This window comes from Gluconobacter sp. Dm-44, from assembly GCF_018256175.1.
In the GTDB taxonomy this organism is placed as follows: domain Bacteria; phylum Pseudomonadota; class Alphaproteobacteria; order Acetobacterales; family Acetobacteraceae; genus Gluconobacter; species Gluconobacter cadivus.
This window is the reverse complement of record NZ_JAERLZ010000004.1, coordinates 135,574-157,904: the sequence shown is the minus strand read 5'-3', so window position 1 is coordinate 157,904 and position 22,331 is coordinate 135,574. Positions and strand designations below refer to the sequence as shown.

Annotated in this window: 21 protein-coding genes; 11 read left to right on the top strand and 10 right to left on the bottom strand. The window is 60.4% G+C overall.

Features of this window, described 5'->3' with window-relative positions:
* Positions 1-12: 12 nt before the first annotated feature.
* Positions 13-486 carry an RNA polymerase sigma factor gene (locus JK213_RS07180; protein ID WP_194262666.1) on the bottom strand — a complete coding sequence of 158 codons (474 nt, stop codon included), beginning with the start codon at positions 484-486 and terminating at the stop codon, positions 13-15.
* A 239-nt stretch (positions 487-725) separates the two neighbouring features.
* Here JK213_RS07180 and JK213_RS07175 point away from each other — a divergent pair, with 239 nt between their 5' ends.
* Complete coding sequence (locus JK213_RS07175; RefSeq protein WP_194262667.1) at positions 726-2,324, top strand: alkaline phosphatase; 1,599 nt, start codon at positions 726-728, stop codon at positions 2,322-2,324.
* Positions 2,325-2,341: 17 nt separating this feature from the next.
* On the opposite strand, the gene JK213_RS07170 is transcribed toward JK213_RS07175, so the two are convergent.
* The 3 genes from JK213_RS07170 to JK213_RS07160 are packed head-to-tail and all read right to left on the bottom strand — an operon-like array spanning position 2,342 to position 4,647.
* Positions 2,342-2,530, bottom strand: a complete 189-nt coding sequence (locus JK213_RS07170) for a hypothetical protein (RefSeq protein WP_194262668.1) — start codon at positions 2,528-2,530, stop codon at positions 2,342-2,344.
* Complete coding sequence (locus JK213_RS07165) at positions 2,530-4,398, bottom strand: ferrous iron transporter B (protein ID WP_194262669.1); 1,869 nt, start codon at positions 4,396-4,398, stop codon at positions 2,530-2,532. Before JK213_RS07165 ends, JK213_RS07170 begins: the two co-directional genes overlap by 1 nt.
* Positions 4,399-4,404: 6 nt before the next feature.
* Positions 4,405-4,647, bottom strand: a complete 243-nt coding sequence (locus JK213_RS07160; protein WP_099286286.1) for a FeoA family protein — start codon at positions 4,645-4,647, stop codon at positions 4,405-4,407.
* 438 nt (positions 4,648-5,085) lie between these two features.
* On the opposite strand from JK213_RS07160, the gene JK213_RS07155 reads away from it, so the two are divergent.
* Positions 5,086-5,427, top strand: coding sequence for a metal-sensitive transcriptional regulator (locus tag JK213_RS07155; RefSeq protein ID WP_228125535.1), 342 nt, complete (start codon positions 5,086-5,088; stop codon positions 5,425-5,427).
* 4 nt (positions 5,428-5,431) lie between these two features.
* On the opposite strand, the gene JK213_RS07150 is transcribed toward JK213_RS07155, so the two are convergent.
* The 4 genes from JK213_RS07150 to JK213_RS07135 all read right to left on the bottom strand — a co-directional run bounded on the left by JK213_RS07150 (position 5,432) and on the right by JK213_RS07135 (position 8,870).
* A complete protein-coding gene (locus tag JK213_RS07150; RefSeq protein ID WP_194262670.1) occupies positions 5,432-5,749 on the bottom strand; it encodes a hypothetical protein in 318 nt (105 codons plus the stop codon).
* Positions 5,750-5,781: 32 nt separating this feature from the next.
* A complete protein-coding gene (locus JK213_RS07145; protein WP_194262671.1) occupies positions 5,782-6,555 on the bottom strand; it encodes a copper resistance protein B in 774 nt (257 codons plus the stop codon).
* Positions 6,552-8,375, bottom strand: a complete 1,824-nt coding sequence (locus tag JK213_RS07140; protein WP_194262672.1) for a copper resistance system multicopper oxidase — start codon at positions 8,373-8,375, stop codon at positions 6,552-6,554. The genes JK213_RS07145 and JK213_RS07140 overlap by 4 nt, the downstream gene beginning before the upstream one ends.
* A gap of 87 nt (positions 8,376-8,462) precedes the next feature.
* Positions 8,463-8,870, bottom strand: a complete 408-nt coding sequence (locus JK213_RS07135) for a hypothetical protein (RefSeq protein ID WP_194262673.1) — start codon at positions 8,868-8,870, stop codon at positions 8,463-8,465.
* 310 nt (positions 8,871-9,180) lie between these two features.
* Between JK213_RS07135 and JK213_RS07130 the strand changes: the two genes are divergently transcribed.
* The 4 genes from JK213_RS07130 to JK213_RS07115 all read left to right on the top strand — a co-directional run bounded on the left by JK213_RS07130 (position 9,181) and on the right by JK213_RS07115 (position 16,011).
* Complete coding sequence (locus JK213_RS07130; protein ID WP_099286281.1) at positions 9,181-9,393, top strand: heavy-metal-associated domain-containing protein; 213 nt, start codon at positions 9,181-9,183, stop codon at positions 9,391-9,393.
* A gap of 120 nt (positions 9,394-9,513) precedes the next feature.
* Complete coding sequence (locus JK213_RS07125; protein WP_228125536.1) at positions 9,514-11,865, top strand: TonB-dependent siderophore receptor; 2,352 nt, start codon at positions 9,514-9,516, stop codon at positions 11,863-11,865.
* Positions 11,852-13,570 (top strand): ABC transporter ATP-binding protein/permease, encoded by a 1,719-nt coding sequence (locus tag JK213_RS07120; protein WP_194262675.1) that lies wholly within the window; start codon positions 11,852-11,854, stop codon positions 13,568-13,570. Before JK213_RS07125 ends, JK213_RS07120 begins: the two co-directional genes overlap by 14 nt.
* 65 nt (positions 13,571-13,635) lie before the next feature.
* A complete protein-coding gene (locus tag JK213_RS07115; protein ID WP_194262676.1) occupies positions 13,636-16,011 on the top strand; it encodes a heavy metal translocating P-type ATPase in 2,376 nt (791 codons plus the stop codon).
* A 16-nt stretch (positions 16,012-16,027) separates the two neighbouring features.
* Here JK213_RS07115 and JK213_RS07110 read toward each other — a convergent pair whose 3' ends face one another.
* Positions 16,028-16,696 (bottom strand): alpha/beta hydrolase, encoded by a 669-nt coding sequence (locus JK213_RS07110; protein WP_194262677.1) that lies wholly within the window; start codon positions 16,694-16,696, stop codon positions 16,028-16,030.
* 123 nt (positions 16,697-16,819) lie between these two features.
* Positions 16,820-17,815, bottom strand: a complete 996-nt coding sequence (gene cysK, locus JK213_RS07105) for a cysteine synthase A (protein WP_194262678.1) — start codon at positions 17,813-17,815, stop codon at positions 16,820-16,822.
* A gap of 321 nt (positions 17,816-18,136) precedes the next feature.
* Here cysK and JK213_RS07100 point away from each other — a divergent pair, with 321 nt between their 5' ends.
* The 5 genes from JK213_RS07100 (at position 18,137) to JK213_RS07080 (ending at position 22,238) form a co-directional block, all read left to right on the top strand.
* Positions 18,137-18,334 carry a hypothetical protein gene (locus JK213_RS07100; RefSeq protein WP_062029912.1) on the top strand — a complete coding sequence of 66 codons (198 nt, stop codon included), beginning with the start codon at positions 18,137-18,139 and terminating at the stop codon, positions 18,332-18,334.
* A 68-nt stretch (positions 18,335-18,402) separates the two neighbouring features.
* Positions 18,403-19,386, top strand: a complete 984-nt coding sequence (locus tag JK213_RS07095) for an ABC transporter permease (protein ID WP_194262679.1) — start codon at positions 18,403-18,405, stop codon at positions 19,384-19,386.
* Entirely contained in the window at positions 19,383-20,366 is a 984-nt protein-coding gene (locus tag JK213_RS07090; protein ID WP_194262680.1) for an ABC transporter permease, read from the top strand. Before JK213_RS07095 ends, JK213_RS07090 begins: the two co-directional genes overlap by 4 nt.
* On the top strand, positions 20,356-21,309 hold the full coding sequence (locus JK213_RS07085) for an ABC transporter ATP-binding protein (RefSeq protein WP_194262681.1): 954 nt from the start codon (positions 20,356-20,358) through the stop codon (positions 21,307-21,309). The genes JK213_RS07090 and JK213_RS07085 overlap by 11 nt, the downstream gene beginning before the upstream one ends.
* Positions 21,306-22,238 carry an ABC transporter ATP-binding protein gene (locus JK213_RS07080; protein WP_194262682.1) on the top strand — a complete coding sequence of 311 codons (933 nt, stop codon included), beginning with the start codon at positions 21,306-21,308 and terminating at the stop codon, positions 22,236-22,238. The genes JK213_RS07085 and JK213_RS07080 overlap by 4 nt, the downstream gene beginning before the upstream one ends.
* The last annotated feature ends 93 nt before the right edge of the window (positions 22,239-22,331 follow it).

Below are 22,331 nucleotides of genomic sequence, written 5' to 3'. Positions count from 1 at the left end.
CAGATTGGTATTTCAGTGATCCATCCATGTTGAAAGGAAGATCAGCGCCTTTGCGATATGTTTTTCAACGCTGCTTTCACTGATCCCCAGCGATTTCGCAATATGACTGTACTTCATTTTTTCCACACGGTTCATCAGGAAGATCTGTCGGGTCCGGTCTGGAAGCTGTTCACAGCCTTCGTGGAAATGCGCCAGTTTCTGCGTTGATTCGTAAATATCCTCCTGCGAGGGCGCAGGGTCGGGGACATTGACGAGGGTTTCGAAGTCGTCCGCCGCTTGCACATATCCCTGCCGTTCGCGGCGGATCGCGTTGAGCGAGGAATTCACGGCGCTTCGGGTGATATAGGCGTCCTGATGCTGCACGCTGCCTTCGGGACGCTCGAAATAGCTCATGAGCGCGTTCTGAAGGTGGTCGTCCGCATCATCCCGACGGGTCCGGGAACGCACCCTGCGATAAAGGCGCAACCATTCCTGCTGACAGCGCATCCATGTTCCCGTTTCTGGATGTTTCCGAATCACCGCGCCCTGAAAGACCCCCTCGGGGCTGCGGCGCGATAGCGTTTAGGGAATTCGCGCGGCCACATTCGTGACAGTTTCATGAAATGGCGTTTGGGGGAGTGGGCAAATCTCCATTTCATGTGTCCACAGAGCGGAGGGCGTGTGTCCAAAGACCTCTGGAAGCCCGGTTTCGCAGGAAGCCGGGCTTCGTAGGAAAGAACTGCTGCATGGTGTTCATGAAACGTAGAAGCCTGCTGACCGGCCTTGGTGCGGGTCTCCTCCTCTCGACGCGCGTGCGTGCGCTGCGGGCTGCTGTCCCGCGCGATCTGGAGAAAAATCCGAGTTTTAAAGCCACTCCGTTCCAGCTTGGCGTGGCTTCCGGCGATCCGGCTTCGGACGGTCTGGTGCTGTGGACGCGCCTTGCGTCCGACCCGCTGGAAGAGGCAGGCGGCATGGAGGCTCTCAAACCGGTTCTGGTGGGCTGGGAGGTCAGCGAGGATGAGACATTCTCGAAACCCGTGCAGAGCGGACAGGCGCTCGCCCATCCGGAGCTTGGCCATTCGGTTCATGTCGAGGTTGCGGGGTTGAGGCCGGACCGGCCGTACTGGTACCGTTTCCACATCGCGGGCTATCAGAGCCCGGTTGGGCGGGGGCGGACGCTGCCAATGCCGGGTGCGCCGCTGTCGCGCGTGCGTTTTGCCGCAGCCGGCTGCCAGCACTACGAATATGGCTACTACACCGCCTGGCGCGCCATCGCGAACGAGCCGATCGACTTCGTATTCCATTATGGCGACTATATTTACGAAAGCGCGGATAGCGGCGACCATCTGCGTGATATCGACGGGCGCAAGGCGCATGTTCTGCGGCGTCATGTCGGGCCGGAATGTTATTCGCTGGACGAATATCGCCGCCGTTACGCCCAGTATAAGCTGGACCCGGATCTTCAGGCCGCCCATGCGGCGACATCATGGATTGTCAGCTTTGACGACCACGAGATCGACAATAACTGGGCCGGAGATACCGATCAGGACGGGACGCCGCCGGAGATTTTCCGTCTGCGCCGGGCGGTCGGACTACAGGCGTATTACGAGAACATGCCGCTGCGGGCGACGTCCATTCCCGATGGCAGCCACATGCAGCTCTATCGCAGCTTCACCTTTGGCGATCTGATGAACATGTTCGTGCTGGACACGCGCCAGTATCGCAGCGATCAGGCGTATGGTGACACAAATGCTGCGCAGGGCAAGGACGTCTGGTCTCCCGAGCGCACCATGATGGGCGCGCAGCAGGAGCAGTGGCTGTTTGATGGTCTGGGGCGGTCGGACGCGAAATGGAACCTGCTGGCGCATCAGGTCATGATCATGGATCTGGCGCATCGGAAGTCCGCGCATTCCGAACTGACCTACAGCATGGATCAGTGGTCGGGCTATCTGTACAGCCGCAAGCGCCTGCTGGATTTCATCGATACGCATTGCCCCGGAAACGTGGTGAATGTGACAGGGGACGCGCATCGGCACTTCGCTGGGGATCTGCTGATTGAGCCGGGACGTGGCAAGCCGGTTTCGGTGGAGTTCCTTGCGACGTCCATTTCATCGGGAGCGGATGGTCTGGGCGACGACGATCATTTCAGTCGCATTGCCCGCAGTGAAAACCCGCATCTGAAAGCTACGACCGACAAGCGCGGTTATGTTCTGTGTGATGTGGGGCCGGAAGTATGGCATGCCGATCTGAAAACGATCGACCGGGTCATGGTGCCGGGGGGCAAGCTCTCCACTTATGCCAGCTTTGCGGTTGAGCGTGGCAATCCGGGCCTTCAGAAAGCCTGAAAAAGAGGGCGGCTACCTTAGTGGCAGCCACCCTTGCCCGAGCGGTCACAGCCCGAACAGCCGCCGCAGCCCTTGCCTGCGGTGGGCTGTGGTGTGGACAGGCCCAAAGCCGTTCGCACTCGGCCCCATCCGACGGGAAACAGGCGCGCGTACCAATAGATGGCGGCCGCGCAGACAATCAGGACGGCAACAGCAAATTCGAGCATCAGGGAGCTCCCGTAATGGCGCGGGTGATGTGATAGGTCAGAAATGCGGCCAGATAGGCCAGACCGAATAGATACGCCGCAGCTCCCAGAACGGTTTTGATCGATCCGGTTTCCCGACGCATGACAGCCAGCGTCGAAATGCATTGCGGCGCATAAACATACCATGCCAGCAGCGAGAAGGCCGTGGCCATGCTCCACTGCGTCGAGAGCAGGGGCAGAAGCCTGTCGGCCGCCCCGTCATCGGTGGCCCCGATGGCATAGACGGTGGCCAGCGAACTGACCGCCACTTCACGCGCGGCAAGGCCGGGAATGAGCGAAACGCAAATCTGCCAATTGAAGCCGATGGGCGCGAAAACCCACTGCATCAGATGGCCGATCCGCCCCGCCAGACTGTAATCGATGGCCGGCCCGGGTGCGCCTGCGGGGGGGAGCGGGAAGCTCGACAGCGCCCAGAGCAGCACGTTCAGCGTGACGATGATCGTGCCGACGCGGGAGAGGAACATCACCGCCTGTTGCCACAGTCCGAGCGCAAGGCTCCTGAGATTCGGGCGGCGATAGGACGGCAGTTCGAGCAGCAGCGGATGTTCTTCGGACTTCACACCCCGCGTCATGACCCGCGCGGCGATCACGCCGCTGACGATGGCGACGGCATAGAGCCCGAACAGCACCAGCCCCTGAAGGCCGAAGATCCCGAGCACGCTCCGGTGTGGCACAAACGCGCCGATCAGCAGCGTATAGACCGGCAGGCGTGCCGAGCAGGTCATGAGCGGTGCGATCAGGATCGTGACCAGACGGTCCCGCGGGTTCTGGATCGTGCGGGCCGCCATGATGCCGGGAATGGCGCAGGCGAAGCTTGACAGCAGGGGAATGAAGGAGCGTCCGCTCAGTCCCGCCAGCGCCATCAGCCGGTCGAGCAGGAAGGCCGCGCGTGGTAGATAGCCGGATTCCTCAAGGGCGAGAATCCACAAAAACAGGATGAGGATCTGCGGCAGGAACACGATGACCGTGCCTGCACCCGCCAGTACACCGTCCGCCAGCAGACTGTGCAGGACGCCGCCCGGCAGCGGTTTGAGAACGATCTCTCCAAAGAGGGAGATGCCATTGCCCAGACCGTCCATGAGCGGTTGCGCCCACGCGAAGACGGTCTGGAACATGACGAACAGCACGATCAGAAGAATGACCGGACCCCAGACTGGGTGCAGAAACACGCGGTCCAGCCGGTCCGTCAGGCGGTCCGTTCCGGAGGCGGGATCGACGACATAGGTCGCGAGCAGCCGCCGGACTTCCATATGCGGGTCCAGCCCTGCCGGAAGAGGCACAGGCGGAGCCGGGAGGGGAAGATCCAGCGCCTGAATCAGCGGTATCACGCCTGCGCGGTTGACGCTGATGACCGGGACGATGGGGATGCCCAGATCGGCCTGCAATCCTGCGACGTCGATCTGAAGACCGTGGCGGAGGGCTTCGTCCATCATGCTCAGTGCGACGACGACGGGGAGGCCCAGCTGCTTCAGTTCCAGAAGGAAGCGCAAATGCAACCGCAGGTTGGTCGCCGAAATAACGGCTACCAGCATTTCCGGTCGGGGTTCGGTCCGATGACGTCCGAGACAGACATCGCGTGTGACGTCCTCGTCCGGGCTTGTCGAATCAAGGCTGTAGGCGCCCGGCAGGTCGAGCACGCGGATGGCGCGGCCGTTGGGTGTGGTGAAGAAGCCTTCCTTGCGTTCGACCGTGACGCCCGCGTAGTTGGCGACTTTCTGACGGCTGCCCGTCAGCTGGTTGAACAGGGAGGTCTTGCCGCAGTTCGGATTTCCGACGAGGGCGATATGCAGAGAGGACGCGGGTGTCTGCGGGGACTCGGTTGCACTCATGGGGTGTCAGGAAACGGTCCGCAGGCCGACGCGGGCGGCTTCGCCACGACGCAGGGCAAAGCGTGATGTGCCCAGACGCACGGCAATCGGATCTCTGCCCATCGGGCCGGTCGCGACGACCTGTACGGCTTCGCCGGGCACGAAGCCCAGTTCGCCGAGGCGTGTGGCGATCGGGTCCAGAGGCGCACGCTGTTCGACCTTTTCGATCACGGCATGTCCGCCCTTGGGCAGTGTATCCAGATACAACATCAGTTCCGTACCCCGGTGAGTATGCACGGAGGCTTACAGGCTCCGTCCTCCGTTCTAGATAGGCGCATCCGGCCCATCCGGGAAGGGGAGTGAGAATGATTTGCATCAAGTGCGGCCCGGGGCACTGTCTGGGACTGGAGAAATCGCCGGATTTTATAATAAATTTTACGAAAATCCCTGCTGACGGGACATAGGCCGGAGCAATATCCCATATTGAAACGGAATATCTGCACCTTACTGACGCAACAGGAGGCCCGTTTTCCTGCGGGAGACTCGGTTTTTCGATTGGGAAAAGGCGGATCGGCGTCTGCGGACTGGCAATTCCCGACGTAGCGGGGCATACACACGCGCTACGGGTGCGCTTGAGGGCGGACCCGGATGGGCGGACATGGACCCATGAGTGATGTTCGGATGTCTGACTAAAGGGCGGATCCAGTAATGGCACTATCCCGGAATGAGCATGCAGTGGATGTCTGCGAGAACTGTGCGCCGCTGGACGATGACGGCCGCCGTGTCGAGCAGCCCCGCAAGAAGGCCCTGACGAACCGCGTCCGCCGGATTGAGGGGCAGGTCGGCGGTGTTCTCAACATGATCGAGAACGACCGCTACTGCGTGGATATCCTGACCCAGATTTCCGCCATCAAGTCGGCGCTGGATGGTGTGTCCATCCAGATCCTGTCCTCCCATGCCAATGGTTGCGTGCGCCGGGCGGTGCAGGAAGACGGTGGAGAAGACGCGATTGACGAGCTTCTCCAGGTCGTCCGCCGGATGATGCGCTGACGAATCAGCGGTCCAGCGTTTCGCCGGGGGCTGGCTGGCTCGTCATGCCCATATCCATTTTCTGACAGGCGGCGCGCTGCTGCTTCATCTTCGGCGTCAGCGGGCTGTTCTGTTTGCTGAGCGTCTCAAGATGCGCGCACAGGGTCATCTGCTGATCCATGTTTAGTCCGGCCATCGGGTCCTGCGTTTTGGGGGACGACATGGTCATGGCATTTTTACCGCCCATCTCCATATGCCTCATATCCATGCCGGGCATGGAGGGATCGGCGTAGGCCGTGCCGGTTGCGATGAGGGCGGTCAGTGCGAGGAGGGTCTTGCGCATGATGTGTGACTTTCTTGTGTGGGGTTTTGGAATCAGAACCAGCTTCGGACGCCGAGGCTGAAGCGGACGGAGCCGGTGTCGTCGTGCTGGTCACGGGCGATCCGGCGGGCTTGTGTGAGATATCCGGAGTAGGTCACGGCCACATAAGGCGCGAATTTCCGCCAGAGTTCGTATCGCAGGCGCAGGCCGGCATCGACATCCGACAGACCGGCGCCAGCCTGACGTCCCGTGTCGGACTTCGTGTAGAAATTGAACTCGGCCTGTGGCTGGAGGATCAGGCGGTTAGTCAGCAGGAAGTCGTAAGAGCCTTCCACGCGGGCGGCGAAGCGTCCGCGATCGCTGACATAGGCCGTGGCCTCGAACTCGAACTCATAGAGCGCCAGACCTTCGATGCCGAACGCGCCCCAAGTGCGGGTCGGGCCGTCATCAAGGTCCATCCGCACGCCGCCCTGAAGGTTCCAGTAGGACGAAATCGAGCGCGTATAGAGGAGTTCGTGGTCGCCATCGCTCAGGCGGGCTTTCTCCAGCGTGCCTTCGGATTTGAGCCAGATCTTGTTGTAATCGCCGCCGAACCACGCTTCGCCGTCCCAGCGGAAATCGGTGCCGCCGGGCGCATAGCGGCCTTCAAGCTGGTTGAAGATGCCGTGCAGCCAGGTGCCTTGGTCCATGGCGGGTTTGATGTTGCCGATATAGACGACCGGGGTCGCTTCCGGCGCATCGGCAGCATGATAGACCGGCTGGTCGGCGCGGGCCGTGCCGGACAGGGCGAGAATGGACAGAACCACGAGAGAAAAGGCGTGTTTCATGCCACGATCACCGTGCGGAACATGCCCAGATCCATGTGATACATCAGGTGACAGTGATACGCCCACATGCCGGGGGTATCGGCCGTCACGAGATAGCTCAGCTTCGAGCCCGGCTGGGAAATGATGGTGTGCTTGTAAGGGCGGTAATCGCCCTGACCGTTTTCCAGTTCGCTCCACAGTCCGTGCAGATGGATCGGATGTTCCATCATGGTGTCGTTGATGAGCGTGAAGCGCACACGTTCGCCGAGTTTGAGGCGGATCGGGCCGGATTCCGAGAATTTCCGACCGTTGAAGCCCCAGATATAGCGCTCCATGTTGCCGGTCAGATGCAGGATGATCTCCCGCGTTGGCGGTCGCAGGTCTGCTCCGGGACGGGTGGCGCGGAGTTGCTTGTAGTTCAGGACGCGGCGGCCGTTGTTTTCCAGCCCGTCGCCGGGGCTGCCAGTGCGGTCGATGGGCATCATGGCGCGCATCTGGTTTTCGACATTGATGGGCGGCGGGCCGGGGTCGTCCACTTCCATTTTCGGCATGGCCATGTGGCTCATCTCCATGCCTTTCATGTCCATTCCGGCCATGTCACCATCCATTTTCATGCCCGACATGTCTCCGGACATATCCATGTCCTTCATGCTTTCGCCGGGCTTCATGTTTCCCATGCCCATATCGACCATGGTGCGGACGGGGCGCGGGTCCATCGGCGGGAGCGGCGCAATCATGCCTTCGCGTGGGGCAAGGGTGCCTCTTGCGTAGCCGGTGCGGTCTTCGCTCTGGGCAAAAATGGCATAGGCGCGCTCGTCCTTCGGCTGGACAATCACGTCATAGGTTTCCGCCACGCCGATGCGGAACTCGTCCACGGGGACGGGTTCGATATCATTGCCGTCCGCCTGCACGACCAGCATTTCGAGCCCCGGAATCCGGATGTCGAAAAACGTCATGGTCGAGCCATTGATGAAGCGCAGGCGCACTTTTTCGCCGGGCCGGAACAGGCCGCTCCAGTTCATGTCCGGGGCGTGGCCGTTCAGCGTGTAGGTGTAAATCGCGCCCGAGACGTCTGCGATGTCGGTCGCGGCCATGCGCATTTTCGACCAGGCCAGACGGTCCGCGAGGGCCGCACCCGCACTTCCGGCCTCGCGCGCTTCTTTCGGAAAAGACGCTGCCGTGCGTTGGCGGAAGACGTAATAGTCGTCCTGCATCTTGAGGTTGCTGACGATGTCATGGGGCATAACATCCGTCCATTCAGCGAGGAAAATGACGTAATCGCGGTCGCAGGCGTTCGGGTCCGGGAGGCGTGGGTCGACCACCATCGCGCCATACAGGCCCATCGCTTCCTGCATCCCCGAATGGCTGTGATACCAGTAGGTGCCGCTCTGATGGAGTTTGAAGCGATAGGTGAAGGTCTCGCCGGGGGCGATGCCGCCGAAACTCAACCCCGGGACGCCATCCATATTCGCGGGCGTGCGGATGCCGTGCCAGTGGATCGAGGTCGGTTCATCCAGCGTGTTGGTCACGTTGATGCTGACGGTATCGCCCTGTCTGAAGCGCAGGATCGGGCCGGGCACCGTGCCGCCGACGGTCGGGGCGTGCATGGTCTTGCCATCGAGCGAAATGCGCGTGTGGCCAACCTTCAGATCCCACCGGTTAGAAGGGGTGGGGGGTATGATACCCGAAGAGGCCCTGAGGGGAGAACCTCCAAGGGGAACAGCCGTGGACGAGAACGCCTGTGAGGTGCGGGGCAGGGCTGCCAGAAGGCCGCCTGCACCGATCCCCGTCACGAAACGCCGTCGTGTCAGGCCGCCCCGGAAGCGGGACGGAAAGGTCATGAGGAAAAATCCGTAAAAATGACAGAGGATCAGGCCCTGAATGCCTATTTTGGGCAGCAGGACGGGTCCACGCCGGTCAGGCGTGTGTCAGATTGCGCGGGGTTTGGGAGGCGGTGAGGCAGGGATCCAGTCCGTGCCGCTGAAACGGCCTTGCAGCCCGGAGGCAAAGACGCGCGCGGCCGTATGAGCCGGGCCGGACGGGTGGACGGACGCCATTGTCAGCATGGGGTCGGCCGAGACCGCATGCGTATGGCAGCAGCCTTCGGAAGACTGTTGCGGATGAGGGATTGCGTGGAACGCTGAGGTTTTGCAGCAATCCGTGGCATCCGGCTTCTGGTGATGGGCCATGTGATGCATCGTCATGGCGATGTGGGTCATGGCTATGTGGGGGGCTTCAGATCTGGCCTGCGCGGTGGATGCGCCAAGCAGCAGCCCCACCTGCATGAGCAGGCAGGCCAGCAGGCCGATCCAGATCCGGGCATGTGTCCTGACCATCAGAAATCACCACAGAAGGGGAAGAAACGGAGCGATTCATCGTTCGAATCTGATGTGACCCTATACCCAGCCGGGGGATCGGAAAAGATTATTTTTTCGTGTCTGAAAAAATTGTCTTGTCGAATCTGTTTCGGAGGCAATATGAAAAATTATATACCCCGGTGCGGTATATATACCAAAATATGATCGTTGAATAATAACTGTTGCCAGAATCGTTTTATGGCGAATAGTTGTATAAACCATACCCCCGCATCGTATGTGGATATGCCCTCACTGGGGGAATTTTTCTCTCTTTCAAGGATTTCATGACATGACAGAAACAGCGCACATGACGGTCGAGGGCATGTCCTGCAACGGATGTTCGGGCAAGCTCCAGCGCGCTCTTGAAGCCGTAAACGGCGTAACGGGCGTTGATATCGTGCTGGATGGCGGCAAAGTGACGGTCTCTTACGACCCCGCCCATGTTTCGCCCGCAGCGTTCAGGGACGTCGTCGAAGACACGGGATTTGACGTCGTTTCCTGAAGCCGGAGCACGCCTCCTCCTGAACAGGAGCGTTTCATTGCCGGCCTCATGCCGTAACACGGTGCTTTTCGTGGAACGGGCTGTTGCATGGGGCTGGCATGTCTCTTTAGGACAGACATTATGACACAGCATGGCATTTCAGCTCGCCGTCGGCTCAACTTTTCCGCTATTTCCCACCATGCCCTGATCTGGGGCAGCCTGATGGCGGGCGCATGCCCGGCGGCTTTGGCTGATACGGTTTCAGAGCGCGCCAGAAACCACCCGTCTGTTTGCCATGCCACACACAGGGCACCGCGTCCTGTGCATTGCGGGGTATCGCGCCGCGCTGATAAGCCTTTGGTGCAGTCTGCGAAAGCTCCTCTCGCGGCCTCTGTTCCAGCGCCTGTCGCGGCCGCGTCTCGCTCTTCCGAAGATCTGGATGCGGCGTCAGACGAAAATATTCAGGTTCTGGGCACCAACCACACCTATACGGCACCTGCTGTTGAAGTCTGGGGGAAAAGCCCCGTGGCGCTCAAGGACGTGCCGCAGTCTATTTCGGTCATCACCCAGCAGCGTATGGAAGATTCCAACATGCTGACGATGGCGGATGCGATGCGGCAGATCAACGGAATCCGGGTCTTCCCGGGCTCTACGGCCAATTCCAATTATTATTCACGCGGATATCAGCTCACGACGTCGATTGATGGCACGCCCAACGCTGCGGGGACGCTGAATAATGCGGCCTTTGACCTGTCGATGTATGACAGGATCGAAGTGCTTCGTGGCTCCTCCGGTCTGTTGCAGGGCGGGGGCGGCGCGGGTGGCGTGGTCAATCAGGTGACAAAGAAACCCGGGATGGACTTCGCTGCGGGCGGATCGGCCAGCGTGGGCAGTTTCGATAATTATCGTGTGGATACGGATATCACCATTCCGCTGAACCACTCGAAAACCGTGCGTTTTCGGACGGCAGACCTGTATCAGGACAATCATTTTTTCTACAAATATTCCCATTCGCGCAAATGGCAGGCCTATGGCGCGCTGGAATGGGATGTCACGCCCACGACGACGTTTATGGTTTCCCATGCTGCCCAGCAGCAGGATATTACGGCACCTTATTATGGTCTGCCGCTGACCACCGCCAATACCCTGTGGTCTGGTAACCGGGATGCGAACCCGAGCCAGAGCTGGGGGTATTCGAACTACATGACGCAGCAGACGATTGCGTCCATCACCCAGAAGCTCTGGGGCGACTGGACGGCGACGGCGCGCGCCACGTTCTATGACCAGGACTATAATACTTTCTATAACGAGCCCTGGAACAAAATGAATCCTGCGACCGGAACGCTTCAGTACCGGGATCAGGGTATCTCCAAATATAAAGGCTCTAATACGTCCCGCTCCGCGGATGTGTATGCACAGGGCAGTTTCAAGCTGCTCAACCGGACGCATCACGCGTTGTTCGGGTTCAACTATAATTCCTATGAGCAGATCACACAGTATGCGAACGTGAACTGCAACAATATCTACAACAATATCAGCCTCGAAAACACCAATGCCGTCCCTCAGCCTCCGGCAAGCTGCTTTGATTACAAGCAGAATGCCGATGGATACGGGACGGACGACTATGCCTATCAGTGGGGGTTCTATGGTCAACTCCGACTGGAAGTGATCCGGCATCTGTCCCTGATTCTTGGCGGTCGTGTTTCACGCTACTATGAAAAACTTCAGGACATTTCCCCTGCACCGAAGGGGGAATGGGTCAATCAGGCCGATCTGCGCGGGCAGCTTACCCCCTATCTGGGCACGGTGTATCAGATCACGCCGAACATCTCCTGGTATGCCAGCTATGCCAGCATTTTCACGCCGGCTGTCGGCAGGCAGAGCTATGGGGGCGGTGGTCTGTCGCCACAGGAAGGCAATCAGGTCGAGACCGGGTTCAAGGCCGAATATTTTCATGGACGCCTGAACCTCTCGTCCGCGCTGTTCCGGATGGAAAGCATCAACCAGCCGGTGCAGGACCCGTATCACTCGCAGTTCTACATCACGACCGGCCCTATCCGCCGTCAGGGATGGGAGGCGCAGGTCGATGGTCAGATCCTGCCGGGGCTGGATGTGTCGATTGGTTATACCTATCTGGACACGAAGGTCTCAAATGCGAAGGTCAATGATTTCGGGGGTGTTTTCTCACCGCATCACATGTTCAAGTCCTGGGTGCATTACAATGTGCAGGATGGTTTTCTTAAAGGTCTGAACGTGGGGGCGGGGATTGATGCGAACAGCAATCTGCGCGGCAGTTATGCCACGACCATTCAGGGCGGTTACATGACTCTGGATGCCATGGCGGGGTATCGGTTCAATCGCCACCTGCGGCTTCAATTGAATGCGACCAACCTGACCAACCGGTATTATTACGAACGGGCCAGCGGTCAGTGGCAGTTCAATTTCCCCGCCGCTCCGCGCAGCTTCATGGCCACACTTCGTGCAAACTACTGACGACACCACCCCGCCGCATTCCCTTGCGGACTGGAAAGTTCTCTTTCCTTACTGGAAGTCCGAAGAGAAGTGGTGGGCCTGGTCCCTTCTGGGCGGGACCATCGGGCTGTCTGTGCTCTACGTTCAGTCCGCCGTCTGGTTCGGGGCGTGGTATCACCGGTTTTTCGATGCGTTCTTCGCAGGAGAGGTCGGGCGCTGCCTGGGGATGTTGCCGTTTTATCTTCTGGTGACACTCGGTTCTGTCGTGGTGCATGCGACGCAGACCTATCTGACGCAGGTTCTCTCGATGCGCTGGCGTCTGTGGAACACGAAAGTCTATCTGCGGCAGTATCTGTCGGAAGAGGCGTATTACCGGCTCGAACATGGCCCCAACCGGGCCGACAACCCCGACCAGCGTATTGCGGACGACCTGTCCCAGATGACGGTCCAGACGCTCAAGTTGGGTCTGGACGCCATTGATGCGGTGACCACGCTGCTGTCTTTCGCGGTTGTTCTGTGGAACATCGGGGGGGTATTGTCTTTTGACTGGCATGGTCGTCATTTCCAGATCCCTGGCTATCTTTTTCTGGGCGCGGTTCTCACGTCTCTTTTGGCTTCCGGGATAGTGGAGCGGTTTGGCGCGCCGTTGATCGGCGCGAATTACCGGCAGCAGCATTTCGATGCCGATCTGCGTGCGGGGCTGATGGATGTTCGGCGTAACTCGGAGCAAATCGCCTTTTATGGGGGCGAAAATGCCGAGCAGTTACGGCTGTCTGGTTATCTGACGCATATCGCCACGAACTGGCGCAGTGTTGTGCGGTATACGTGGCGGGTCAATTTCATCAGCGAGTTCTATACCGGAGTCGCAACGATACCACTCTGGCTAATGCTGGCCCCCAAAGCGATGGCTCATGCCCTGAGCTTCGGGCTCTATTCGCAGATCAATTCGGCCTATACGCAGGTCCGGATCAGTCTGGAATGGTTCATTTTCAATTATGCCGATCTGGCGACCCTGCGCTCGGTACTTCAGCGTCTGGGCGAGTTCGAGCGGGTTGTCAGCCAGCCTTCTGAAAGCGGAATTGTGCGTTTCGCCACCGAAACGCCTTCGGTGCAGATCCGGGATCTGGTCCTGAACCTGCCGGATGGAAAGCCGATTGTGCAGGTTGGCGATCTGACGATGCAGGGCGGCGAACGCTGGCTGGTTCGCGGGCCGTCCGGTTCGGGGAAAAGCACGTTCCTGCGGGCGCTGGCCGGGCTGTGGCGTTACGGGCGGGGGGATGTCTCTTTCAACATCAGGCAGGCCATGTTTTTGCCCCAGCGCAGCTATGTTCCGTCCGGGACACTGCGTGAGGCGCTGAGCTATCCCGCAACATCCGACCACTACGACACCGCCTCCTGTCAGCAGGCTCTGGAAGCCGTCAATCTGGCGGAATACGGCCATCGGCTGGACGATATTGCGGACTGGGGCGCTGTGCTGTCTCCGGGCGAGCAGCAGCGTCTGGCGGTGGCGCGGGCGTTGCTGTTCCGGCCTGCGATCCTGTTTCTGGACGAGGCAACGTCCGCTCTGGATGACGCCAATGAGCGCCGTCTTTACGAGGCCCTTCTTTTCTTTCTGCCCTACACCACATGCATCAGCGTGGCGCATCATGATGCGCTGCGTGTTTTTCATGATCGCGAGATTGTTCTTGGAAGTGGAAAAGCTGCTTTTTCTACTCTTGAAAAATAGGGGTATGGGGTATATTTCTTGCGGAGTTTCCCTTCCGCTTCCCTAGCCGACAGGACCTTTTGCAGATGTCAGAAACGATCAGTTTCCCCGTCGGCGGCATGACCTGCGCCGCCTGTGCCGCGCGGATTGAAAAAGTCCTCAACCGTCAGGAGGGCGTTAGCGCGACCGTCAATTTCGCTTCCGAACGCGCGCAGGTTGCTTTTGAAAATACGGCGTCTTCCATTGAAACCGTTGTGGCTGCCGTGCGCCGCGCGGGCTTTTCCGTGGATGAACAGAGCCTTGATCTGTCGTTGTCCGGCATGACCTGTGCGGCCTGCGCGGCGCGGATCGAAAAGATCCTGAACCGGCAGCCTGCCGTGCAGGCGAGTGTGAATTTCGCGGCCGAACGGGCGCATATCAATTATATTCCTGGCGTGGTCGAACCGGCGGATCTGATCGGAAAGATCGAGAAGGCCGGATTTGGCGCAACTCGGTTGGACGAGGGCGAGCGCGAAGATCCAAAGGCCAAACGTGCGGCAATCTGGAAGCGGGAGCGCAACCGGTTCATCCTGACGCTTGTTCTCTCGCTGCCGCTCTTTGCCGAGATGATCGGCATGTTCTTTGGGCGCATGATCGTACCGGTTCCGGTGCAGTTCGTGTTCGCCACGATTGTTCAGTTCGTCTGTGGCGCGCATCTGTATCGCAGAGCGTGGAACGCCGTGCGTGGCGGCTCGGCCAACATGGATGTGCTGGTTGTTCTGGGGACGTCCATCGCATGGCTGTTCAGTGCGGTTGTTGTGGTGTTCGGGCTGCATCAGCATGTCTATTTCGAAGCCAGCGCGTCCATTATCACGCTGATTTCGCTCGGCAAGCTCATGGAAACGCGGGCCAAAAACCGCACCAGCGCCGGGATCGAAAGCCTGCTTCAGCTTCAGCCGCAGATCGCGCATGTCGAGCGTGATGGCGTGATTGTGGACCGGGCCGTGGCGGACATGCATGTCGGTGATGTCTTCGTCGTGCGGCCGGGTGAAAGTGTGCCGGTGGACGGTCAAGTCCTTGAAGGGGCGTCCGAAGTCAACGAATCCATGCTGACGGGTGAGAGCGTGCCGGTCCTCAAAGAAGCCGGGCAGGACGTGTTTGGCGGCACCATGAACGCCAATGGGGCGCTCCGCGTGCGGGCCACGGGGGTTGGCGCGGATACCGCACTGGCGCGGATCGTGAAAATGGTCGAGCAGGCGCAGGGCTCCAAGGCGAATGTGCAGCGTCTGGCCGATCGGGTTTCGGGTATTTTCGTCCCGGCCGTTATCGGGATTGCGGTTCTGACGTTCCTGATCGGCTGGGCCGTCACCGGATCTGCGGTCTGGAGTCTGGTTTCTGCCGTGTCTGTTCTGGTCATTGCTTGCCCGTGTTCGCTTGGTCTGGCCACGCCGACGGCCATCATGGTGGGGACGGGACGGGGCGCACAATCCGGTATTCTGTTCCGCAACGCTGATGCGCTGGAGCGGGCCGAGAAGCTGAAAACCATCATTGTCGACAAGACCGGCACCCTGACTCTGGGACGCCCGACTGTTGCGGCGGTTCATCCCGCGGACGGGGTTCTGGTGGATACGCTTCTGGGGGTGGCACAGGCGCTGGAGCATAATTCGGAACATCCGCTGGCCCGCGCCATCGTGGATTACACGCAGAGCCATGGTGTCAGTGCGTCTGTCGCGGCCGAAGGGTTCGAGGCTGTTCCCGGCAAGGGGGTTATTGCGCGGATCGACGGGCAGGAAGCGCGGCTGGGCTCGCCCGTGTTCATGCAGGACAGCGGGCTGGACCTGTCGTCCCTGCCGGTCGCGGCGCTGGAAAGCGAAGGCAACACCGTTATTGCCGTGGCGCAGGCAGGTCAGGTTCTTGGGATCATCGCGCTGGCGGATGAACTGCGGACCGATGCCGTGACGACCGTGCAGGCTCTGAAAGCGCGCGGCATTCGTGTTGTGATGCTGACGGGCGATAATGAACGCGCGGCGTCTGTGGTGGCCCGACAGGTTGGTGTGGATGAGTATCTGGCGGGGGTTCTGCCGGAGCACAAGGCTGAGGGCGTGGCGAAATATCGCGCTCAGGGCGATCTGGTCGGCATGGTCGGCGATGGCATCAACGATGCGCCTGCATTGGCGGCGGCGGATGTCGGATTTGCCATCGGTGCCGGGTCTGCCGTGGCGCTCGATACGGCGGATGTCGTGTTGATGAAGAGCGAAATGACAGGGGTGCTGGACGCAATTTCCCTGTCCAGCGCTACCCTGTCCAAAATCCGGCAAAACCTGTTTTTCGCCTTTATCTACAACATTCTGGGCCTGCCACTGGCGGCGTTCGGCATGTTGAATCCGATCGTGGCGGGGGCGGCCATGGCCATGAGTTCCGTCTCGGTAGTCAGCAATTCTCTGCTGCTCAACCGCTGGAAACCTTCCGGCCGTCAGGTCTGAGGGCGTCTGCTCCGGGTTACTGGACCCGGAGTGGCAGGCGTCTTCTGGCGAAGTCGAGCATGGCTGTGGCACCATGCTCCCACAGGCCCAACGGCTCGCTGCTACCGATATGGCCCGCAGCGCCGGCTTCCAGAAAGTCCGACTGCCAGTGTCCGGCCAGTTCGCGCGCGCGGGGCAGGGACAACCAGGGATCGTTGCTGCTGGCCATGACGGCTGTGGCGGCAGGAAGGGGTGTTCCGGGCAGAGGGCCAAACGCCCGGATGAGGGCGACGTCCGGATGTGTCGTCTGGTCGATATCGGCCGGGGCGACCAGAAAGGCTCCGGCAACGCGCCGTCCGCCATGGCGTGCCAGCCATTTTGCCGTCAGTACTGCGCCGAGGCTGTGTGCGATCAGAAAAGTCGGACGTGTTGAGGCTTCGAGAGCCTCCGTCAGAGCCGCCTCCCAGTCTGCGGGATCGGGTGTTTCCCAGTTCTTCTGATGGAGGCGACGCAGGCCGTAAGCCTGTTCCCAATGTGTCTGCCAATGATCCGGCCCTGAGCCGAACAGGCCTGGAACCAGAAGCAGATCGACCTGCTGCTGCAGAGCGCGGAACGCTCTGGCGATGCGGGGCTGCGCCGTCCCGGAAAGACCATGCGAGGCCCAAGCGGGGTCAAAAGATGTGGGACGGCCGGAAAACAGGTTCATGACGTTATCTCCTCTCAGCCCTCCCGATTCTTTTTGCAAGAAACCGGAACAGGATTTGATTTAATAACGAACACATATGGATATTAAATAAAATAACTTTATAAAAAAGTTATTTTTCAGAGGTCAGGATAGCCCGTCGAAAAGCTGTGTAGAGAGATAGCGTTCTGCGAAGGACGGCACGATGGCCACGATCGTTTTGCCCCGGTTGGACGGCTTGCGTGCCAGTTCCATTCCGGCAAACAGCGCAGCACCTGCCGAAATTCCGATGGGAATGCCTTCAACGGCGGCACAGAGGCGCGCGGTGGCGACAGCTTCCTGTTCCGAGACTTCGAACACGCCGTCCAGCGCCTTGAGGTCCAGCGTATCGGGTTCGAAGCCCGGCCCGATGCCCTGAATACCGTGTGGTCCGGGCTCGTCTCCGTGCAGGACTGCGCTTTCGCGCGGTTCCACGCCGTAGATTTTGATGGATTTGCGATGTTTTTTCAGGCCGTGGGCAATGCCGGAGGCCGTGCCGCCCGTTCCCAGACCCGCGACGACCATATCGACCTTGCCTGCCGTATCTTCCCAGATTTCCTGAGCCGTCGTCTCTTCATGCACGGCGGGATTGGCGTCGTTCTCAAACTGGCTCGGCATCCAGGCGTCGGGGAGGGTGCGGTTGAGCTGTTCAGCGCGTTCGATCGCACCGGCCATGCCGCGGGAGGCAGAGGTCAGTTCGGTTTCCGCCCCCATCAGACGCAGCATCTTGCGACGTTCGGTCGACGCATTTTCCGGCATGGTCACGATCAGCCTGTAGCCAAGCGCCACGGCGGCAAAAGCCAGCGAAATACCGGTATTGCCCGATGTCGGCTCGATCAGGACCGTGCGGCCCGGCGTAATCAGGCCGCGCGCTTCGGCATCCCGCAGCATGGCCACGCCGATGCGGTCCTTGACGGAACCGAGCGGGTTGAAGAATTCCAGTTTGAGGAGCAATCGCCCGTTGAGATGCTCACGCTGGGTCAGGTGAGGCAGCGCGACCAGCGGGGTGCCTCCTACCGTTTCCAGGAAAGAATTGAAAACGCGTCCCCGGGGGGCTGCATAACCTTCGAACGGGGCGGGGGACAACGGAACCTTCTTGCTCATGACTGTCACTTAACATGGAAAATGGGGGGAAGGGCAGACGGTAAATGAAGGGCTTGCGACAACATATAAACAACTTAATTAAAACGTATTTATAGATATCACATCATGTTCATACGTTATATGTTGACGCTGCGTATCCGGGTGTCGTATTCGACATTCTGAAGTGACGTCCACAGCAACAGGGCCAGTCGGTCGATGATGTGTCGAATGTGTAGCTCGCAGCAATCGCGCTGCCTTTTTTCAGAGCCGGAGGCATTTGCCTCCGGCATATCATAACGCCCGACACAGAATTGTCGGGCTCTTTCTTCAGGGTCCGGCATCATGCTTGGTTCAACCATTATCGAAATCAACGGCGTCTTTCTCGGCGCGGCCATTCTGGTCAGCAGCAGCGGGAAACGGCGCTTTTATGCCGCGCATGACAGCGTGCGTGCGCTTCATAATGAACTCCTTCCCGATCTGGGGACGCTTCAGCAGCGCATCCGTCTGCATGTGCGCAAACCGGCCCTCGATCTCGCCTGATTTCGAAGAGCCTCTTCTGTCCGGGTGGTTTCGTGCTGTAGAACAGGAAACAACGCAAACCGGAACGAATGGGAGCAGGCGTGGAAGGAAGTTACCGGCGGGTTGTCCGCGCTGTTCTGACGCGTCGTGACGGTGCTTTTGCGGCCCTGCTTCTGGCTTTCATCATTGTCGCCTGCCTGTGCGCCCCGCTTTACGCCACGCTGAATGGCGTTGATCCGTTCTCGTCCGATATTGCGGGCACCACGATCCGTAATGGACAGCGCGTCGATCTGATGCAGCCGAATGACAATCCGCTGCATCTGGGTCTCAGCCCGATCGGGCCGAACTGGCGGCCGGGACCTTATGTGCTCGGCGCGGATTCGCAGGGGCGGGATGTGGCGGCGCGTGTGCTTTATGGCGGCCGCAACTCGCTCCTGATCGCGTCATCGTCCGCCCTGTTATGTCTGTGTCTGGCGGCGTGTCTTGGGATTTGCGCGGGATATTTCGGGGGCTGGATCGACCTGATTCTGTCGCGCATTCTGGACATGCTCTGGGCGATCCCGGTTTATCTGTTTGCGATTTCGCTCTCCGTCGTCACGGTTGGGCATGGCATCCGGTTTGGGTTCATCACCATCGGCGCGGATAATCTGCTGATTCCGATCGGGATTATTGCACTGGTTTATGTGCCCTATGCCGCCCGGCCTTTTCGGGCGCGGGCGCTGAGTCTGTCTCAGGCGGGGTTTGTGATGGCGGCGCGCGGGATGGGCGCGTCGGATTTTCGTATTCTGTGGCGGGAGATCCTGCCGGGGCTGATGCCGACCATGGCCGTGCTCGCGCCTCTGGTGATGGCGTTGTGCATGCTCGCGGAATCCGCTTTGTCGTTCCTGTCGCTCGGCGTGCAGGCTCCGGCAGCATCGTGGGGGACGATCATTCAGGATGGTGAAGGGTTGCTCTATACGCGGCCTGTGGTTGCGATTGCTCCGGGCGTTGCGATCGTCCTGACGGTTCTGGCGCTGAATGTTCTGGGCAATGCGCTGCGGGATCAGATTGATCCGAAAGGTGCGGCCCGATGATCCGGAGTTTTGCTTCCCGGACCGGGCAGATGCTGTTGGTCATTTTCGGGATTTCGGTTCTGGTGTTCTGCATTTTCTTTGCGACACCTGGTGCGGACCCAACGGCGCGAATTGCAGGGCGCGGGGCCAGTCCGCAGGTCGTGGCGCGCATCCGGGCGGAGTATGGTTTCGATCGTCCGCTGCCGGTGCAGTATGTGACGATGATGCAAAAGCTGTTCGTGAGCCGGGACCTGACGTCTTTCGTCAATCACGGGCAGCGCGTTGTGCCCGAAGTGTTGCAGGCGGCTCCGGTGACGCTCTCACTCGTGCTGTGGGCGGCGTTTTTCTGGGTCAGCGGGTCGCTGGTTTTCGGGATTGCCTCCGCCGTGTTGCGCGATAGCTGGGTGGACCGGCTGCTGATGGTTCTGGGGCTGATTGGCCTGTCTATGCCGGTGTTCTGGCTGGGCGAGGTCGTCAATCTCGTCACACAGAGCCGCTGGCATGACACGTTTCTGTTTCGCTGGGTGCCGCCGCTCGGATATGTGCCGTTTTCGCAGAGCCCGTGGGGCTGGGCGAAGGCGTTGTTCCTGCCGTCTCTGACGCTGGCCGTGTGTTTTATCGGCCTTTATGCGCGGGTTCTGCGGTCCGAACTGCTGACGGCGATGGGCGAGGATTCCATCCGAACGGCGCGCGCCAAGGGGGCAGGACCGGTGCGGGTGTGGCTGTGGCATGGTCTAAGGCTGTCTTGGCTGAGCTATGTGTCGCTGTTCGGACTGGATTTCGCGCAGCTTCTGGGTGGGGGGGCGCTTCTGACGGAAGTCGTGTTCGCCATGCCGGGCGTGGGGCGGTTGACTTATCAGGCGTTGGCGACGCTCGATCTGCCGCTTATCATGGCGACGGTTATGTATGCCGCCGTTTTCGTCGTCATCGCCAATGCGCTGGTGGACGGGCTGTATGCCCTGCTGGACCCGAGGATCAGGGAGGGACGGCATGGAGGCTGAAGTGCTTCTGAAGCTGCATCACCTGCATCTGGAACTGCCGAACGGAACAGCGTTGCTGGAAGACGTGTCTCTAAGTGCGCGGCGCGGGGATGCGCTGGGCGTGGTGGGTGAATCTGGATCGGGAAAGAGCCTGACCGCCATGAGCGTCATGGGGCTGCTGCCGGGTCTGAAAGCTTCGGGCTCCATTCGCTTTGAGGGGCGTGAACTTCTGGGAATGAAGGATCGGGAGTGGCGGCGTTTGCGGGGCGCGGGCATGGCCATGATCTTTCAGGACCCGATGACGGCGTTCCTCCCGGTTCGCTCCATTGGCGCGCAGATTGATGAACAGATCCGTCTGCATAAGCGCATCAGCCGCCGTGAAGCGCGGGCGCGGACCGTGGCTCTGCTCGGGCGGATGGGAGTGCCCGATCCGGAAGCCGCGGCGAAGCGCTATCCGCACCAGCTTTCCGGCGGTCTGCGCCAACGCGCCATGATCGCGATGGCGCTGTCCTGTGGTCCGTCGCTTCTGATCGCAGACGAGCCGACCACGGCGCTCGATGTCACGGTGCAGGCGCAGATTTTGACGTTGCTGTGCGAAATCCGCGATAGCGGAGCGGGTGTCATGCTGATTACGCACGACATGGGCGTCGTGGCGCAGACCTGCACACATGTGGCGGTTGTCTATTCGGGGCTTGTCGTGGAGCAGGGGCCGGTCGCGGCGGTGATGGCGCGGCCACTTCATCCCTATACGCAGGCGTTGCTGGAGGCGATCCCGCCGTTGGATGGACCGAGGCCGGAGGCGCTGCCCACCATTCCGGGGCGTCCGCCGGCTCCGGATGCGCGGCCGGAAGGCTGTGTTTTCGCGCCGCGCTGCCGCTTCGTGCGGCCGGACTGTGTCGTGCGCCCTGCGTTGCGGGAACCGGAAGAAGGGCGGCGCGTGGCCTGCGTGCTGTACGACGTATGACTGTCCTGCTTGAAGCGAAAAACCTCAGCAAACACTATCGCCTGTCGCATGGCGAAACCCTGAGGGCCGTGAGTGATGTGTCGCTGGTCGTGCATCGCGGAGAGGCGCTTGCGCTTGTCGGAGAGTCCGGCTGTGGCAAGTCCACGCTGGGCCGGACGCTGATCGGGCTTGGAGCGCCGAGTTCGGGCGAGGTGTTCTTCGAAGGCGAGCGGATTTCCGGCCTGTCGGACTGCGCGCTAAGACGCTGGCGGCCGCGGATGCAGATGGTGTTTCAGGACTCGTCCTCGACGTTCAATCCACGCCGGACCATTGGTGACACGCTGGCGGAACCGATGCGGATTCATGGGCGGGCCGGCATCACCGAGCGGATCGGAATGTTGCTGGAACAGGTTGGTCTGTCGTCGTCCGTTCTGTCCCGATATCCCCATGAATTTTCGGGTGGTCAGCGGCAGCGTCTGAACATTGCGCGCGCCCTGATGCTGGGCCCGGATCTTCTGGTCGCGGATGAGCCGACATCCGCGCTGGACGTGTCCGTGCAGGCGCAGATCGTCAATCTGCTGCGCGATCTGCGTAATTCGCTGGGCGTGGCGTGTGTGTTCATCTCCCACGATCTGGCGGTCGTGCGGCAGATGGCGGACCGGATTGCCGTCATGTATCTGGGGCGGATTGTGGAGGAAGGGGATGTGCTGGCGGTTCTGGAGGCCCCGGCCCATCCTTATACGCGGGCGTTGCTGAACGCGGTGCCGCGCCCGGACCGGCCGTTGCCGCCGCCGCTTAAAGGCGACGTGCCAAGCCCGACCCATCCGCCGCGGGGCTGTGCATTTCATACGCGCTGTCCGCTCGCCCAGTCGCGCTGTTCGCAGGAGCGCCCGGAATTACACAGGATCGCGGAAGGCCGGACGGTCGCCTGTCACTACCCCCCGCTCTAGAAAAGGCAACGCTTCGTTCCGATCTTGGATATAGACGGCAACGCCTGCCGTGGGGCACACAAGTCTGCACGCCCCCTCGTATTTTTGCCTGAG

What these genes read in the sequence shown, in the direction of transcription:
- JK213_RS07180 (WP_194262666.1), bottom strand. Translation starts at nt 486, where the DNA reads ATGCGCTGTCAGCAGGAATGGTTGCGCCTTTATCGCAGGGTGCGTTCC.
- JK213_RS07175 (WP_194262667.1), top strand. Translation starts at nt 726, where the DNA reads ATGGTGTTCATGAAACGTAGAAGCCTGCTGACCGGCCTTGGTGCGGGT.
- JK213_RS07170 (WP_194262668.1), bottom strand. Translation starts at nt 2,530, where the DNA reads ATGCTCGAATTTGCTGTTGCCGTCCTGATTGTCTGCGCGGCCGCCATC.
- JK213_RS07165 (WP_194262669.1), bottom strand. Translation starts at nt 4,398, where the DNA reads ATGAGTGCAACCGAGTCCCCGCAGACACCCGCGTCCTCTCTGCATATC.
- JK213_RS07160 (WP_099286286.1), bottom strand. Translation starts at nt 4,647, where the DNA reads ATGTTGTATCTGGATACACTGCCCAAGGGCGGACATGCCGTGATCGAA.
- JK213_RS07155 (WP_228125535.1), top strand. Translation starts at nt 5,086, where the DNA reads ATGGCACTATCCCGGAATGAGCATGCAGTGGATGTCTGCGAGAACTGT.
- JK213_RS07150 (WP_194262670.1), bottom strand. Translation starts at nt 5,749, where the DNA reads ATGCGCAAGACCCTCCTCGCACTGACCGCCCTCATCGCAACCGGCACG.
- JK213_RS07145 (WP_194262671.1), bottom strand. Translation starts at nt 6,555, where the DNA reads ATGAAACACGCCTTTTCTCTCGTGGTTCTGTCCATTCTCGCCCTGTCC.
- JK213_RS07140 (WP_194262672.1), bottom strand. Translation starts at nt 8,375, where the DNA reads ATGACCTTTCCGTCCCGCTTCCGGGGCGGCCTGACACGACGGCGTTTC.
- JK213_RS07135 (WP_194262673.1), bottom strand. Translation starts at nt 8,870, where the DNA reads ATGGTCAGGACACATGCCCGGATCTGGATCGGCCTGCTGGCCTGCCTG.
- JK213_RS07130 (WP_099286281.1), top strand. Translation starts at nt 9,181, where the DNA reads ATGACAGAAACAGCGCACATGACGGTCGAGGGCATGTCCTGCAACGGA.
- JK213_RS07125 (WP_228125536.1), top strand. Translation starts at nt 9,514, where the DNA reads ATGACACAGCATGGCATTTCAGCTCGCCGTCGGCTCAACTTTTCCGCT.
- JK213_RS07115 (WP_194262676.1), top strand. Translation starts at nt 13,636, where the DNA reads ATGTCAGAAACGATCAGTTTCCCCGTCGGCGGCATGACCTGCGCCGCC.
- JK213_RS07110 (WP_194262677.1), bottom strand. Translation starts at nt 16,696, where the DNA reads ATGAACCTGTTTTCCGGCCGTCCCACATCTTTTGACCCCGCTTGGGCC.
- cysK (WP_194262678.1), bottom strand. Translation starts at nt 17,815, where the DNA reads ATGAGCAAGAAGGTTCCGTTGTCCCCCGCCCCGTTCGAAGGTTATGCA.
- JK213_RS07100 (WP_062029912.1), top strand. Translation starts at nt 18,137, where the DNA reads ATGCTTGGTTCAACCATTATCGAAATCAACGGCGTCTTTCTCGGCGCG.
- JK213_RS07095 (WP_194262679.1), top strand. Translation starts at nt 18,403, where the DNA reads ATGGGAGCAGGCGTGGAAGGAAGTTACCGGCGGGTTGTCCGCGCTGTT.
- JK213_RS07090 (WP_194262680.1), top strand. Translation starts at nt 19,383, where the DNA reads ATGATCCGGAGTTTTGCTTCCCGGACCGGGCAGATGCTGTTGGTCATT.
- JK213_RS07085 (WP_194262681.1), top strand. Translation starts at nt 20,356, where the DNA reads ATGGAGGCTGAAGTGCTTCTGAAGCTGCATCACCTGCATCTGGAACTG.
- JK213_RS07080 (WP_194262682.1), top strand. Translation starts at nt 21,306, where the DNA reads ATGACTGTCCTGCTTGAAGCGAAAAACCTCAGCAAACACTATCGCCTG.